The sequence below is a fragment of the Streptomyces sp. NBC_01465 genome (genome assembly GCF_036227325.1).
Taxonomy (GTDB): Bacteria; Actinomycetota; Actinomycetes; order Streptomycetales; family Streptomycetaceae; genus Streptomyces.
In genome coordinates this window covers 3,590,262-3,605,445 of the sequence record NZ_CP109467.1, presented here as the reverse complement: position 1 = coordinate 3,605,445, position 15,184 = coordinate 3,590,262, and the positions used below count along the sequence as shown (strand labels likewise).

Annotated in this window: 15 protein-coding genes; 10 read left to right on the top strand and 5 right to left on the bottom strand. The window is 70.9% G+C overall.

The genetic code is table 11. The features are described from left to right. Window positions 1-8 precede the first annotated feature (8 nt). Window positions 9-638 (bottom strand): phosphatase PAP2 family protein, encoded by a 630-nt coding sequence (locus OG707_RS16995; protein ID WP_329119074.1) that lies wholly within the window; start codon window positions 636-638, stop codon window positions 9-11. A 164-nt stretch (window positions 639-802) separates the two neighbouring features. Here OG707_RS16995 and OG707_RS16990 point away from each other — a divergent pair, with 164 nt between their 5' ends. Continuing rightward, complete coding sequence (locus tag OG707_RS16990; protein WP_329119072.1) at window positions 803-1,615, top strand: hypothetical protein; 813 nt, start codon at window positions 803-805, stop codon at window positions 1,613-1,615. Between the two features lie 58 nt (window positions 1,616-1,673). On the opposite strand, the gene disA is transcribed toward OG707_RS16990, so the two are convergent. Next, window positions 1,674-2,801 carry a DNA integrity scanning diadenylate cyclase DisA gene (gene disA / locus OG707_RS16985; protein ID WP_329119070.1) on the bottom strand — a complete coding sequence of 376 codons (1,128 nt, stop codon included), beginning with the start codon at window positions 2,799-2,801 and terminating at the stop codon, window positions 1,674-1,676. A gap of 44 nt (window positions 2,802-2,845) precedes the next feature. Beyond that, window positions 2,846-4,258, bottom strand: coding sequence for a DNA repair protein RadA (gene radA, locus OG707_RS16980; RefSeq protein ID WP_329119068.1), 1,413 nt, complete (start codon window positions 4,256-4,258; stop codon window positions 2,846-2,848). Window positions 4,259-4,407: 149 nt separating this feature from the next. On the opposite strand from radA, the gene OG707_RS16975 reads away from it, so the two are divergent. Beyond that, on the top strand, window positions 4,408-6,051 hold the full coding sequence (locus OG707_RS16975) for a BACON domain-containing protein (RefSeq protein ID WP_329119066.1): 1,644 nt from the start codon (window positions 4,408-4,410) through the stop codon (window positions 6,049-6,051). On the opposite strand, the gene OG707_RS16970 is transcribed toward OG707_RS16975, so the two are convergent. Next, complete coding sequence (locus OG707_RS16970; RefSeq protein WP_329119064.1) at window positions 6,048-6,851, bottom strand: hypothetical protein; 804 nt, start codon at window positions 6,849-6,851, stop codon at window positions 6,048-6,050. The genes OG707_RS16975 and OG707_RS16970 overlap by 4 nt on opposite strands. A 40-nt stretch (window positions 6,852-6,891) precedes the next feature. Here OG707_RS16970 and OG707_RS16965 point away from each other — a divergent pair, with 40 nt between their 5' ends. From OG707_RS16965 to OG707_RS16940, 6 genes are all read left to right on the top strand, one after another. Continuing rightward, entirely contained in the window at window positions 6,892-7,824 is a 933-nt protein-coding gene (locus OG707_RS16965; RefSeq protein WP_329119062.1) for a Ppx/GppA phosphatase family protein, read from the top strand. A gap of 23 nt (window positions 7,825-7,847) precedes the next feature. Further along, window positions 7,848-8,666, top strand: a complete 819-nt coding sequence (locus OG707_RS16960; RefSeq protein ID WP_329119060.1) for a sugar phosphate isomerase/epimerase family protein — start codon at window positions 7,848-7,850, stop codon at window positions 8,664-8,666. Continuing rightward, entirely contained in the window at window positions 8,663-9,316 is a 654-nt protein-coding gene (locus OG707_RS16955; RefSeq protein ID WP_329119058.1) for a TetR/AcrR family transcriptional regulator, read from the top strand. The genes OG707_RS16960 and OG707_RS16955 overlap by 4 nt, the downstream gene beginning before the upstream one ends. 134 nt (window positions 9,317-9,450) lie before the next feature. Further along, entirely contained in the window at window positions 9,451-11,304 is a 1,854-nt protein-coding gene (ilvD, locus tag OG707_RS16950; protein ID WP_329119057.1) for a dihydroxy-acid dehydratase, read from the top strand. 75 nt (window positions 11,305-11,379) lie between these two features. Then, window positions 11,380-11,871, top strand: a complete 492-nt coding sequence (locus tag OG707_RS16945) for a hypothetical protein (protein ID WP_329119055.1) — start codon at window positions 11,380-11,382, stop codon at window positions 11,869-11,871. 394 nt (window positions 11,872-12,265) lie between these two features. Further along, entirely contained in the window at window positions 12,266-13,021 is a 756-nt protein-coding gene (locus OG707_RS16940) for a class I SAM-dependent methyltransferase (RefSeq protein WP_329119053.1), read from the top strand. A 3-nt stretch (window positions 13,022-13,024) separates the two neighbouring features. Here the strand turns inward: OG707_RS16940 and OG707_RS16935 are convergent, their stop codons facing one another. Next, window positions 13,025-13,486: a hypothetical protein gene (locus tag OG707_RS16935; RefSeq protein WP_329119051.1), complete on the bottom strand. Its 462-nt coding sequence runs from the start codon at window positions 13,484-13,486 to the stop codon at window positions 13,025-13,027. Window positions 13,487-13,589: 103 nt separating this feature from the next. Here OG707_RS16935 and OG707_RS16930 point away from each other — a divergent pair, with 103 nt between their 5' ends. Together OG707_RS16930 and OG707_RS16925 are read left to right on the top strand one after the other, a co-directional pair. Next, window positions 13,590-14,360 (top strand): ABC transporter ATP-binding protein, encoded by a 771-nt coding sequence (locus OG707_RS16930; RefSeq protein WP_329119049.1) that lies wholly within the window; start codon window positions 13,590-13,592, stop codon window positions 14,358-14,360. Continuing rightward, on the top strand, window positions 14,357-15,094 hold the full coding sequence (locus tag OG707_RS16925) for an ABC transporter permease (protein ID WP_329119047.1): 738 nt from the start codon (window positions 14,357-14,359) through the stop codon (window positions 15,092-15,094). The genes OG707_RS16930 and OG707_RS16925 overlap by 4 nt, the downstream gene beginning before the upstream one ends. The last annotated feature ends 90 nt before the right edge of the window (window positions 15,095-15,184 follow it).

Here is a 15,184-nt window from a genome sequence, read left to right as displayed (position 1 = left end):
CGATCCTCTCAGCTCCTCCGGTGCTTGGACTTCACGCCGGGCCCCGGCCCGGCGAACCACGTCACCGCGGTGTTCCCGCTCGTACGCATCGTCTCCACGAGCGAGCCCACAGGACGGGTCAGCAGCTTGGCTGCGGCGAAGGCGACGACCGCGCCGAGGAGCAGCCCCACCAGGACGTCGTGCGGATAGTGCACCCCGACGAAGACGCGCGAGAAGGCCATCAGCAGGGCGAGGGGGACGGTGAACCAGCCGAGCCGCGGCACGGCCAGCGCGAGCCCGACGGCCGCGGCGCCCGCGATCGTCGCGTGGTTGGAGGGGAACGACCAGTCGCCGACCGCCGGGCAGGTGATGAGCGAGGAGGCGGCGCCGGCGACCGCGCGGCAGGGCCGTTCCTCGTCGATCATCGACTTCACCAACTCGCTGATGACGTACGCGATCGCCGTACCGACCGGCGCGAGCAGCGCCAGCGCTATGGCACGGGAGTCGTCGCGGCGGGCGCGCCACCAGACGGTGACGAAGAGGACGCCGAAGAGCAGCAGCCCGATCTCCGTCCACACCTCCATCAGTTTCTGTACCCAATGGGGTGTCGAGTGCGCGAAGTCGAGGATGTCTTTGTAGAGCCAGGAATCACTGTGCATGGTGACGCACAGTATGAATCATCGCTCCGTTGTCACCACGAGCGATCGTCGTGCCGTGCCCCTGACGAAAGTTGGGGTTCATCAAAATGATGATCGGCAAAAGTTGTCGGTACGGGCGGCGGGTGAGGCCTGAGTTGGCCGTGATCTCTCGTACAGTTGCCGCCGTGGGATCACTGCGCAATCCGGTCGGGCCGCTTCCCTCCACCATCTACTGGCGACGGAGGGCAGTAGCGGCAACTCTGGTTGCGCTGCTCGCACTCCTGATCGCCTGGGTCGTCACCTCGGGCGGCGGCGGAGGCAAGAAGGGCAAGCCAGGGGCGGACGGCTCGCACGCCCCGTCCTCCATCACCCCGGGGCCTTCGAGCTCCGGCCCCGCGATCAGTCAAAACCCGGGCGGGCGCGACGAGTCGGGCGGCACCGGCGGCTCCGGCAGCGGTGGCGCCGACGCGGGCTCGGGCGACGCCTCGTCGGGTACGGGCACGGGCGGGACGTCCGGCAGCGACGCGATCGGCGGCGGCGCGGGCGGCGGAGCCGGAGGCGGCGACAGCGCCGGTCAGCGCGTACCGGCGGGCTCCTCGCTCCCCGACTGCACGGCGGCGGCAGTGCAGTTGACGCTGCGCAACCCCAAGAACACGTACGAGCCGGGCGAGAAGCCGAAGTTCGAGCTCGTCGCGAAGAACGTGTCGGCGACGAGCTGCAAGGTGGACTTCGGGCCGAAGGCGGCTGTGGTGACGGTCACGTCGGCGGACGACAAGGTGATCTGGTCCTCGAAGGACTGCCCCAAGGACGGCTCGCTGCTCTTCCAGGTCCCGGCCAACTCCACGATCACGCACGCCGTGCAGTGGAACCGGTCCAAGTCGGCGCCCAACTGTGCGACGCCGCCGCCCGGTTCGGCCACCCCCGGCACGTACCTGATCGAGGCGAGCCTCCCGGGCATGCCGGTCCAGCGCACGTCGATCGTCCTGTCGAAGGACTAGGTCGAAGGACTAGAGGGATCAGGAGTGGGCCGGGGGTCGCCCCCGGCCCGCCCGCTCCTCAGACGTAACGCTCGAGGATCGACGACTCCGCAAGCCGCGAAAGCCCCTCGCGCACACTCCGCGCCCGCGCCTCGCCGACCCCGTCCACGGTCTGCAGATCGTCGACGCTCGCGGCCAGCAGCTTCTGCAGGCCGCCGAAGTGCTCCACGAGCCGCTCGATGATCGCCCCGGGCAGCCGCGGCACCTTCGCGAGGAGCCGGTACCCGCGCGGCGACACCGCCGAGTCCAGCGTCTCGGGGGAGCCGCTGTACCCCAGCGCCCGCGCCACGAGCGGCAGTTCGAGCAGTTCGCCGTGGCCGAGCGTGTCCAGCTCGGCCAGCGCCTCGGGCACCGTCCGCGACCGCTTGGCCGTCGGCTCCGGTACGTAGTCGTGGACCACGAGCTCCCGCTCCGGCTCCACACCCGCGATCAACTCGTCGAGCTGCAGCGACAGAAGACGGCCGTCCGTCCCCAGCTCCACCACGTACTCGGCGATCTCCGTCGCGATGCGCCGCACCATCTCCAGGCGCTGAGCGACCGCCGTGACGTCGCGGACCGTCACCAGGTCCTCGATCTCCAGCGCGGAGAGCGTCCCCGCGACCTCGTCGAGGCGCAGCTTGTACCGCTCCAGCGTGGCCAGGGCCTGGTTCGCCCGCGACAGGATCGCCGCCGACTCCTCGAGGACCCGGCGCTCCCCGTCCACGTACAGCGCGATCAGGCGCATCGACTGCGATACGGACACGACAGGGAACCCGCACTGCTTGGAGACCCGGTCCGCGGTCCGGTGCCTGGTCCCCGTCTCCTCCGTGGGAATGGAGGCGTCCGGGACCAGCTGCACGCCGGCCCGGAGAATCTTGGTGATGTCCTTGTCGACGATGAGCGCGCCGTCGAGCTTGCACAGCTCGCGCAGGCGCGTCGCGGTGAACTCCACGTCCAGTACGAAGCCGCCGGTGCACATCGACTCGACCGTCTTGTCCATGCCGAGGACGATCAGCCCGCCGGTGTTGCCGCGGAGGATGCGCTCCAGCCCGTCGCGCAGTCCCATTCCGGGCGCGACGGCGCTCAGCGAGGCGCGCATCAGCGCTTCGGTACGGGAGGAGCCCCCGCCGGACTTTCCGGACGCTGCTGCCCGGTCGTTGGCTGCCACTGCACTCCTCCGGCTCGTACGGATGGGCGAGACCAGGGCAAAGTCTACCGGCGCGTGTCGTCCTCCCGGGGCGCCTCTGCTCGAGACCGTCGCGGAAGCACACGCAGCGCGTCCCCCATGTCGCCCACTTCGATGACCTTCATGCCCGCAGGGACCTTCCCCGGATCGGTCGGAACAAGGGCGTGCGTGAAGCCCAGACGGTGCGCCTCGGCCAGCCTCCGCTGGACCCCCGTCACCCTCCTGACCTCGCCCGCAAGCCCGACTTCGCCGATCGCGACCAGGTTCTTCGGCAGCGGTACGTCACTGGCGGCGGATGCCAGCGCGAGCGCCATCGCGAGGTCCGCGGCGGGCTCGGTGAGCTTCACCCCGCCCACCGTCGCCGTGTAGATGTCGCGCTTGCCAAGGGCGCTGATCCGGCCGCGCTGCTCCAGAACGGCGAGCATCATCGAGACGCGGGAGGTCTCCAGACCCGAAGTGGTCCTGCGCGGCGAGGGGATCTGCGAGTCGACGGTGAGCGCCTGCACTTCGGCGACCAGCGGCCGCTTGCCCTCCAGCGTCACCGTCAGACACGTACCGGGGACGGGCTCGTCGCGCCGGGTCAGGAACAGTCCGCTGGGGTCGGCGAGTCCCGTGATCCCCTCGTCGTGCAGCTCGAAGCAGCCGACCTCGTCCGTCGCTCCGTAACGGTTCTTGACACCCCGCACCAGCCGCAGCCGTGCATGCCGGTCGCCCTCGAAGGAGAGCACCACGTCGACCAGATGCTCCAGGAGCCGCGGCCCCGCGATCGCACCGTCCTTGGTGACGTGCCCGACCAGGAGCGTCGACATCCCGCGCTCCTTGGAGGCCCGGATCAGCGCCCCCGCCACCTCCCTGACCTGCGCCATTCCGCCCGGCGCCCCGTCGAGCTCGGGGGAGGCCACGGTCTGCACGGAGTCCAGGACCAGCAGCGAGGGCTTCACCGCGTCCAGGTGCCCCAGCACTGCGGACAGATCGGTCTCGGCGGCCAGGTACAGATGGTCGCTGAGCGCGCCGATGCGGTCGGCGCGCAGTCTGACCTGGCTCGCGGACTCCTCCGCGGTCACGTACAGCGTGCGGTGGTCGTCGCTCGCCGCCTTCGCGGCCACGTCGAGGAGCAGCGTCGACTTGCCCACCCCGGGCTCGCCCGCGAGCAGCACGACGGCCCCGGGCACGAGACCGCCGCCCAGCACCCGGTCCAGTTCGTCGACGCCGGTCGAGCGGGCGGTCGCCTGACGGGTGTCGACCTGTCCGATGGGCACGGCCGCCGTGCTGACCCGGCCGGCCGCCGTGGTGCGGACCGCGGGGGCGCCGCCGATCTCCTCGACCGTCCCCCAGGCCTGGCACTCGTGGCAGCGACCGAGCCATTTGGCCGTCGTGTAGCCGCATTCGGTGCAGCGGTAGGACGGCCGGTCTTTGGTGGACTTCGTACGAGCTGCCATGTCGCACACCGTAGCGGGGGCCACTGACAATCACGCCCAGCGACGGAATGCCCAGTTCCTGTCCTCTTTTGAGGGATACGTTCACCCGTAAGGATTAAAACCGGTCAAGAGGTGCGAGGGGGCCGTGCTCTGCGGCCTACCGTCGCCGGGTGACGAGCAGCAGGCTGGAGCACCCCACGCACACCACCGGCGCACACCGGGCGCAGCGACGTGCCCCCGGCCAGGCGACCCGCATCCAGCGGCCGCCCGCGCGCTACGAGGCTTATCTCGACGGCCTGTTCACCTACTGTCTCTCCGTCCTGTGCGACCACGACGCGGCGACGGCGGTCCTGGGCGACGTACTCGCCCTGTCCGAGCGGCAGTTCAGCCGCAGCCCGTCCGCCGACCCGCAGCGCCGCGCCTGGCTGTACGCGCTGGCGCGCTGGGCGTGCCTGCGCAAACTGGCCGAGCTGAAGCGCTCGCGCCCGGGGGCGCACACCGGCCGCACCACCGGGCCCGCCCCGTCCGTCCCTCAGGAGACCGCCGACAGCAGGCACCGCGAACTCGCCCTGCTGGCCTGGCCCGAGGCCGCCGGCACCACCCCCGAGCAGCGCGAGGCCCTGGAGTTGGCGGTACGCCACCGGCTCGCCCCCGCCGAAGTCGCCGCCGTCCTCGGCATGGACTCCGCATCGGCCCGCGCCCTGCTGGCCGCCGCCGCGTGCGAGGTGGAGCGGACCCGGGCCGCTCTCGCGGTCGTGGAGACCGGCAGCTGCTCCTCCGTCGCCCGCCTCACCGGCGACCGCCGGGTGCTGCTCTCCCCGGCGCTCCGCCGCGAACTCGTACGCCATGTCGACGACTGCCCGCGCTGCCGCCGCGCCGCCGAGCGCGCGGGCGCCGCGGGCCCGTGGCCGGGCTCCGTGCTGTCCACCGGGTCCCCCGCCGAACTCCCGCTGGTCGCAGCCCCGCGCCAGGCGGCGTACGTGGCGATGCTGCACGCGCCGCGGAGCAACGCCCCCCGCTTCGGGCGAAACGGTTTCCCTCTCGACCCCAAGGACCACGCGGCCCGCCGCGACCGGCTCCGCGCCAGGGCGGTCACCACCACGGTCGTGGCGACGGTGGTCGCGGCCCCCGTCCTGGCGCTCTGGGCGGCGTACCGAGGAGCGCCCTTCACCGGCGAGGGGCACGACGGTTCCCGGGTCACCGCGAGCGAGACGGACGGCCAGGGAGGCCTCAACTCCAGCCCGTACGACCACTACGAGAACGCGGGCAACGCCCGCACCGACCCGTCCCCCGGCTTCACGGCCGGCAGCCGTGCCCCCGACGTCTCGGTGGAGGTGATCAGCCCCGGCGCCGCCGCAGGCCCGAAGGCCCCCGGCGCGGGCCGTCTCACGGTCGAGGCCCAGTCGTCCGGCGAGACGACCACGATCACACTCACCAACGCGGGCGGCGCCCCCGTGCACTGGTCGGCCTGGACGGACGCCGACTGGCTCCGGTTCAGCAGCACTTCGGGAACTCTCGCCCCGGGGGGCACGTTCACGATTCAGGTGTACGTGAACCACCACCGCGATCCGGAGGGCGACTGGACGGCCCGCATCGGCATCGACCCCACGGGTGCGGTGGTCTCGGTCTCCGGCCACGGCAGGCCGCACCATCACCGCCCCCCGACGGACGACCCGACCCCGCCCACCCAGGGCCCGACACCGACCCCCACGGACAGCGCGTCGCCGACCCCGACGGACTCCCCGACACCAACGCCCACAGACAGCACGTCGCCGTCCCCCACGGAGACGGCGACGCCACTGCCCGCGAACTAGGCGACCGGATCGGCCGGATGCGGCGCCATCGGCAGCAGCGAGGACAGCCGCTCCTCGCAGAGCTCCACGAGGCGGTCGTAACCACCCTTGCCCATCAACTCGGTGAGCTCGGGCCGGTACGTGACGTACACGGGATCGCCCGCCCCGTGCGCGGACGTCGCCGACGTGCACCACCAGTGCAGGTCGTGGCCGCCGGGCCCCCAGCCGCGCCGGTCGTACTCACCGATCGAGATCTGCAGTACGCGCGAGTCGTCCGGCCGGTCGATCCACTCGTACGTCCGCCGCACCGGCAACTGCCAGCACACGTCCGGCTTCGTCTCCAGCGGCTCCTTGCCCTCCTTGAGCGCCAGGATGTGCAGCGAGCACCCCGCACCGCCCGCGAAGCCGGGCCGGTTCTGGAAGATGCACGACCCGTTCCAGCGCCGCGTCTGGCGCTCGCCGTCGTCGTCGACCTCCGTCCACCCGGAGTCGGTTCCCACGTCGTGGAACTGCCACATGTCCGGCGTCAGCCGCGCCACATGACCCGCGACGCGCTTCTCGTCGTCGTCATCGGAGAAGTGCGCACCGAGCGTGCAGCACCCGTCGTCCGCCCGCCCGGCCTGGATCCCCTGGCAACCACTGCCGAAGATGCACGTCCACCGCGACGTCAGCCAGGTGAGATCACACCGGAAGATCTGCTCGTCGTCGGCAGGATCAGGAAACTCCACCCAGGCCCGAGCAAAATCGAGCCCCTTCTCGTCACGCTTCGGCTTGGGCAGCTTTACGGCTTTGCCCGGCTTAACCTTTTTCGTCTTCGGCACACGCACAGCGTAGGTCCCCATCCGCAGTAGCGTTCCGTATATGAGACTCGGAGTCCTCGACGTCGGTTCGAACACAGTTCATCTGCTGGTCGTCGACGCCCACCCTGGCGCCCGCCCGCTGCCGGCGCATTCGCACAAGGCCGAGCTCCGTCTCGCCGAACTCCTCGACGAGCAGGGGGCGATCGGCCCCGAAGGCGTCGACCGGCTGGTCGCCACCATCAACGAAGGTCTGCAGGCCGCCGAGGACAAGGGCGCCGAAGAGGTCCTGCCCTTCGCGACCTCCGCAGTCCGCGAGGCCAGCAACGCCGACCACGTCCTCGCCCGTGTCCACGACGAGACGGGCGTCGACCTTCAGGTCCTCACCGGCGAGGAGGAGGCCCGCCTCACCTTCCTCGCCGCACGCCGCTGGTTCGGCTGGTCCGCGGGCAAGCTGCTCCTCCTCGACATCGGCGGCGGCTCGCTCGAAATCGCGTACGGCATGGACGAGTACCCCGACAAAGCCGTCTCCCTCCCGCTCGGCGCGGGCCGCCTCACCCACACCTGGCTGCCCGGAGATCCGCCCGACCCGCTGGACGTGAAGGCGCTGCGCCGCCACGTGCGCGCCCAAATCGCCCGTACGGTCGGCGAGTTCACCCGCTTCGGAAAGCCCGACCACGTCGTCGCGACGTCCAAGACCTTCAAGCAGCTGTCCCGTATCGCAGGGGCGGCCCGCTCGAACGAAGGTTTGTACATCCAGCGCCGGCTGAGTCGTAAATCACTGGAGGAGTGGGTCCCCAAGCTCGCCGCCATGACGACGGCCGAACGCGGCGCCCTCCCCGGCGTCTCCGAGGGCCGCGCCCACCAGCTCCCCGCAGGAGCCCTGGTCGCAGAGGGTGCGATGGACCTCTTCGGCGTCGAGGAGCTCGAAGTCTGCCCCTGGGCGCTGCGCGAGGGCATCATCCTGCGCCGCCTGGACCACCTCCCGCCCCGGTAGAGATGGCCCGTACGCTGTCCCTCGTGGCAGAACCAGTGGTGCGCATCCCGGATGCGAAGGTCGCGCTGTCCACGGCGTCCGTGTACCCGGAGTCGACGGCGACGGCCTTCGAGATGGCCGCGCGCCTGGGCTACGACGGCGTCGAGGTCATGGTGTGGACCGACCCCGTGTCCCAGGACATCGAGGCCCTGCGCCGCCTCTCCGACTACCACGGGGTCCCGATCCTGGCGGTCCACGCCCCGTGTCTCCTGATCACCCAGCGCGTGTGGTCCACCGACCCGTGGACCAAGCTCCAGCGCGCCCAGGCGGCCGCCGAGAAGCTCGGTGCGTCGACGGTCGTCGTGCACCCGCCGTTCCGCTGGCAGCGGCAGTACGCACGCGACTTCGTGACCGGGATCTGGCGGATGGCGAACGAGACGGACGTCCGATTCGCTGTCGAGAACATGTACCCGTGGCGCTACCGCGACCGCGAGATGCTCGCGTACGCACCCGACTGGGACCCCACCAAGGACGACTACCGCCACTTCACGGTCGACCTCTCGCACACCGCGACGGCCCGCAACGACGCCATGTCCATGATCGACCGGATGGGCGACCGCCTGGCCCACGTCCACCTCGCCGACGGCCGGGGCTCCGGCAAGGACGAGCACCTGGTCCCGGGCCGCGGCACCCAGCCCTGCGCGGAACTCCTGGAGCGCCTCGCTCGTACTTCCTTCGACGGCCATGTCGTCATCGAGGTCAACACCCGCCGCGCGATGTCCGCCGCCGAACGCGAGGCCGATCTGGCCGAGGCCCTGGCCTTCACGCGCCTCCACCTGGCCACCCGGGTCCATCAGCCGTGACCTCCGAGACCCCGCGCCGCAGGGGCCGCCCCTCCCGCGCCCAGTCCGCGACGGAACCGGACGCCAGGACCCGGATCCTCGCCGCCGCACGCACGGAATTCTCGGAACGGGGCTACGACAAGGCCTCCATGCGCGGCATCGCCAAGCAGGCGGGGGTCGACGCGGCGCTGGTCCACCACTACTTCGGCACCAAGGACGACCTCTTCGAGTCGGCCATCGAGACGACCCTGGAACCGGACCAGCTGCTCCCCGCGATCATCGGCACCTCCACCGACGGCCTCGGCGAACGCCTGGCCCGCTTCTTCATCGGCCTCTGGGAGAACCCGGCGACGCGCGCCCCGCTCCTCGCGGTGATCCGCTCGGCGCTCACCCACGAGGCGGCGGCCAAGGTGCTGCGCGGCTTCTTCCTGCGCCGCGTCCTGGAGAAGGTCGCGGCGGACCTCGACGTACCGAACCCGAAGTTCCGCGCGGAGCTCGCGGCCTCGCACATGATCGGGATCGCGATGATGCGATACGTGATCAAGGTCGAGCCCCTGGCATCGGCGGACCCGGAGGAGATCGTCGCGCTGGTGGCCCCCACACTCCAGCGCTACCTGACGGACGCGGCCCCCGTACCCCCCGTACGACCGCGCTCGGCATCCGAAGGATGAATCAGAGAGCCGAGACGGAGCGAAGCGCAGTGCATCCTGATCCCCGCGTCCCGTATCCCGGACACCCTGTCCAGATCTTGGATCCCGGGCGTAGGGTCGATCGAAGCCCCATCCCTCCTAAGGAGCGAGCGACGATGCCCGAGCTGAGGTCCCGCACAGTCACCCACGGCCGCAACATGGCAGGCGCCCGCGCCCTCATGCGCGCCTCCGGTGTACCCGGCGCGGACATCGGACGGAAGCCGATCATCGCCGTGGCCAACTCCTTCACGGAGTTCGTCCCCGGCCACACGCACCTCGCCCCGGTCGGCCGGATCGTCTCGGAGGCGATCACGGCGGCAGGCGGCATCGCCCGCGAGTTCAACACGATCGCGGTCGACGACGGCATCGCGATGGGCCACGGCGGGATGCTCTACTCCCTCCCCTCCCGCGACCTGATCGCGGACAGCGTGGAGTACATGGTCGAGGCGCACTGCGCCGACGCCCTGATCTGCATCTCCAACTGCGACAAGATCACCCCGGGCATGCTGATGGCCGCGATGCGCCTCAACATCCCCACGGTCTTCGTGTCCGGCGGCCCGATGGAGGCCGGCAAGGCCACCCTCGTCGACGGCACGGTCCGCTCGCTCGACCTGGTCAACGCGATCTCGGACGCGGTCGACGAGAGCATCTCCGACGAGGACATGCTCCGTATCGAGGAGAACGCCTGCCCGACCTGCGGCAGCTGTTCGGGCATGTTCACCGCCAACTCGATGAACTGCCTGACCGAGGCCCTCGGCCTCTCCCTCCCCGGCAACGGCTCGGTCCTCGCCACGCACACGGCCCGCAAGGCGCTGTACGAGACGGCCGGCCGCACGATCGTCGACATCACGCACCGCTACTACGACCAGGACGACGAGACGGTCCTGCCCCGCACCATCGGCAGCCGCGCCGCCTTCGAGAACGCGATGGCCCTGGACATCTCCATGGGCGGATCCACGAACACGATCCTGCACCTCCTCGCAGCCGCCCAGGAAGCCGAACTCGACTACAACCTGGACGACATGAACGAGGTCTCGCGCCGCGTTCCCTGCCTCGCCAAGGTCGCCCCGAACGTCGCCCCGGGCGGTACGTACTACATGGAGGACGTCCACCGGGCAGGCGGCATCCCCGCCATCCTCGGCGAGCTCCAGCGCGCGGGCCTGCTCAACGAAGAGGTCCACAGCGTCCACTCCCCGTCCCTCGCGGACTGGCTGAAGAACTGGGACGTCCGCGGCGGCTCCCCGTCCCCCGAAGCAGTCGAGCTCTGGCACGCGGCCCCCGGCTGCGTCCGCTCGGCAACGGCCTTCTCGCAGTCGGAGCGCTGGGACACCCTGGACACGGACGCGGCCGGCGGCTGCATCCGCGACATCGAGCACGCGTACTCCAAGGACGGCGGCCTGGCGGTCCTCAAGGGCAACCTGGCGGTCGACGGCTGCGTCGTGAAGACGGCCGGCGTCGACGAGTCGATCTGGACCTTCGAGGGTCCGGCGGTCGTCTGCGAGTCCCAGGAAGAGGCGGTCGACAAGATCCTCCGCAAGGAGATCGCGCCGGGCGACGTCGTCGTCATCCGCTACGAGGGCCCCAAGGGCGGCCCGGGTATGCAGGAGATGCTCTACCCGACGTCCTTCCTCAAGGGCCGAGGCCTCGGCAAGGTCTGCGCCCTGGTCACCGACGGCCGCTTCTCCGGCGGAACGTCGGGCCTCTCGATCGGCCACGCGTCCCCCGAGGCGGCGAGCGGCGGCACGATCGCGCTGGTCGAGGACGGCGACCGCATCCGCATCGACATCCCGAACCGCACGATCGAGCTCCTGGTCTCGGACGCCGACCTGGACACGCGCCGCGAGGCCCTGAACGGCGTCTACGCCCCCAAGTCCCGCGAGCGCAAGGTCTCGCAGGCCCTGAAGGCGTACGCGGCGATGGCCACCAGCGCGGACAAGGGTGCGGTCCGCGACATCAGCAAGCTCGGCTGACCCTTCCCCAAGCTCTCGGCTTCGCTCGAGCAGGGGAGACCCCATTCCCTCTCCCGACCGGGGATAATCGACCCCGTGAGCGAGAACTCCAGCACCACCCCCGGCGGGCCGCAGCCCGAGTCCATCCGCTTCTTCGGCACGACCTGGGTCGAGCACTCGGACGGATACGGCCTGCGGCGCGTCGCGGTAGCCGTAGGCTCCCTCGCCGCGGCGGTGGCAGCGTGTTTCGTGATGCGCTTCGCCTACCAGGGCCTGGAGATCGCCGACGTAGGCAGCTTCGTGGACCTGCTCTTCATCCTGGTCTTCTCGGTCTGCAGCGCCCTGGCGTTCGCCCGCACCTGGGAGGGCTTCCGCCGCCGCCCGGCGGACCCGTCGAGGGAAGAGGCACTGCGCAGCCTGAAGGCGATCGGCTTCATCGGATCGCTGATCGCGTACTTCTGCCGCTCGCTGATGGAGGCCCCGGGGGAGAAGCTGCGCCGGACGGAGTACGAGACGGCGCAGGCGCAGTACGAGAAGCGCAAGGGAAGCAGGACGGGCAACCCGTCGGCACGCAAGAAGCGCAAGTAGCGGAAATCCGGCGGGTCGCCCGCGAATTCCAGGCCCGGCCCGCGAAATCCGACCTCGCGTCGGCCAGATCCGGGCTCGCGCCCGCCAATTCCGGGCCCGCGCCCGCTAAATCCGGGCCCGCGCCCGCTAAATCCGGGCCCGCGCCGGCTAAATCCAAGCTCACACCCGCACAATCCAGCCCCACACCGGGCAAATTCAGCCCCTCCGGCGTTTGAGGAGCGGGGTCTGGGGCGGAGCCCCAGGAGGGGGCGCAGGGGGCGAGGCCCCCGCCCACTGGGGCCCGGGGTCTGGGGCGGGAGCCCCAGTTTCGGGAAGGGGCGGGGTGGGGGAACACCCCCCGCCGCCCACCCCGCCCCCTGGCCAACCCCGGACCACCCCCGCCAAGATGACCCGCATGACGGAAGACTTCGCGCTGTCCTTCGACACGGTGGCCGCCCAGTACGCCGCATCCCGCCCCGGCTACCCCTCCACCCTCTTCGACGCCGTGGAAGCAATGGCCGACCAGCCCCTCAAAGGGGCAAGGGTCTACGACATCGGCGCCGGCACAGGCATCGCCACCCGCCTCCTCCGCGACAGAGGAGCGCACGTCACAGCCGTCGAGCCGGGCCCCAAAATGGCCGCCCAGCTGAGAAAAGGCCTCCCCGACGTCCCCCTGATCCAGGGCGACGGAAACAGCCTCCCCCTGGCCACCGGTTCCGCGGACTTCATCACCTACGCCCAGTCCTGGCACTGGACCGACCCGTCCCGCTCCATCCCCGAGGCCCTCCGCGTGCTCACCCCGCGCGGCGCCCTCGCCCTCTGGTGGAACGTCCCGGACCCCGAGATCCCCTGGGCGGCGGCCCAGGAGGCCCGCCTCCAGAAGCGCTTCCCGGACTACCACCGCCACGGCGTGGCACCCCAGGCCGCCGCGATCATCAAGACGCTGGACGACGGCCTGCGCCCCGCCTTCCGCACCCTGCACTGGCAGCGCACGGTCCCCCTCGAAACGCACCTCGGCCACCTGGGCAGCCGTTCCTATTTCGCGGTGATGGGCCCGGAGGGCACGGCAGAGGTCCTGTCGTCCGAGCGCACCGAACTCCTCCGTACGTTCCCGGACGCCCAGATCCCCGAGTCGTACAGGCTCGACCTCACGGTCGTACGAAACACCTGACCCTCAGCGCCGCCCGAACCGCCCCACCAGCCCGACGACCCCGCCCACAACGATCCCGCGCCACAGCCCGTCGCCCACGCTCGTGAAGAAGCTCTCCGACCCGAACACCTGCCGCACGACCACATCACTCAGCGCCATCAGCGCAGCAGGCACCGCAGCGACCCGCCAGGGATGGGCCGCGGCCCAGCGCCGTATCCGGCGGTCGGACGGAGCCCCGCCCGCCTCGCCGCGCTTGCCGCCGAGCACCGCGCCCGCGCCGCCGACGACGTAAAAGAGCGTCAGCGCGACAGAAATGGCGCCGACAACAACCCCCGTCCCGAATCCGTCGGCGATCGACCCGATGCCGAGCGAGACGACCCCGCCCAGCGCTCCGACCACCGAGGCGGCCCGCCAGGGCCCGAGTGTCGCGGAGGCGACCGCCAGATTCCGTCCCTCCGCCTTGCTGATCCCACTGTTCTGCGTCATACACCCACAGTCCGCCCCCAACTGCCCCGCCCGCCATGGGGGATGACCCTGACGCACCCCTGAACCCTTGACGCCCCGCACCCACGAGCGCATTATTCAACACATGGTGAATAAAACACCGGACGCGGTCACGGCCCGCGGCCTCACCGTCGACCGCGGCCCCCGCACCGTCCTGCGCGACCTGCACTTCACGGTCCCCCGAGGCCAGATCACCGGCCTCCTGGGCCCCTCGGGCTGCGGCAAATCAACCCTGATGCGCGCGATCGTCGGCACCCAGGCCAACGTCACCGGCACCCTCGAAGTCCTCGGCCTCCCCGCCGGATCGGCAACCCTGCGCCCCCGCATCGGCTACGTCACCCAGGCCCCCTCCGTCTACGCAGACCTCACGGTCCACCAGAACCTCGCCTACTTCGCCGCGATCCTCACCCCGGGCCGCGCAGCAGCAGCCCGGCGCCGTACGGACGTGGACCGCGCGATCTCCGCCGTCGACCTCACCACGCACACCGACGCCCTCACGAAGAACCTCTCAGGCGGCCAGCTCAACCGCGTCTCCCTGGCCGTCGCGCTCCTGGGCACCCCCGAACTCCTGGTCCTCGACGAACCCACCGTCGGCCTGGACCCCGTACTCCGCCGCGACCTGTGGACCCTCTTCCACGAGATCGCGTCCCGCGGCACCACGATCCTCGTCTCCTCCCACGCCATGGACGAGGCCGAGCGCTGCCACCGCCTCCTGCTCCTCCGCGAAGGCACGCTCCTGGCCGACGAGACGCCACACGGCATCCTCACCCGCACGGCCACCACCACAGTCGAGGACGCCTTCCTCCACCTGGTCGACGAGGCAGCACCCGCACACCCCAAGGAGGAGGCCCGATGAACGCCGCCCGCACCACAGCCACCGCCGCCCGCGTCCTGCGCCAGCTCCGCCACGACCCGCGCTCGATCGCGCTCCTCCTCCTGGTCCCCTGCGTGATGCTCCTGCTGCTCCGCTACGTATTCGACGGCAGCCCCCGCACCTTCGACTCCATCGGCGCATCCCTCCTCGGCATCTTCCCGCTGATCACGATGTTCCTGGTGACCTCCATCGCGACCCTCCGCGAACGCACCTCGGGCACCCTGGAACGCCTCCTCGCCATGCCCCTCGCCAAGGCGGACCTGATCGGCGGCTACGCCCTGGCCTTCGGCGCAGTAGCCGTACTCCAGTCGATCCTCGCGACAGCCCTCGCCCTCTGGGCCCTGGGCCTGGACGTCACGGGATCCCCCTGGCTCCTCCTCCTGATCGCGCTCCTGGACGCCCTGCTCGGCACGGCCCTCGGCCTCTTCGTCTCCGCGTTCGCGACGTCCGAGTTCCAGGCGGTCCAGTTCATGCCGGCGGTCCTCTTCCCTCAACTCCTCCTCTGCGGCCTGTTCGCCCCGCGCGCCACGATGCAGCCGGTGCTCGAAGCGATCTCGTACGCCTTCCCGATGACGTACGCGGTCGACGGCATGAACCAGGTCCTCACCCACCCCGACATCACCCCCACCTTCGTCCGCGACCTGGCCGTGGTCATCGCCTGCGCCCTCGCGGTCCTGGCCCTGGGCGCGGCCACCCTCCGCCGCCGCACCGCCTGATCCACCCCTCGGACGCCGGCCCCCACCCCTCACCCCCAATGCGAGGATGACGAGACCAACAAGACCCACCCCACCGGCGAGGTGAACAGA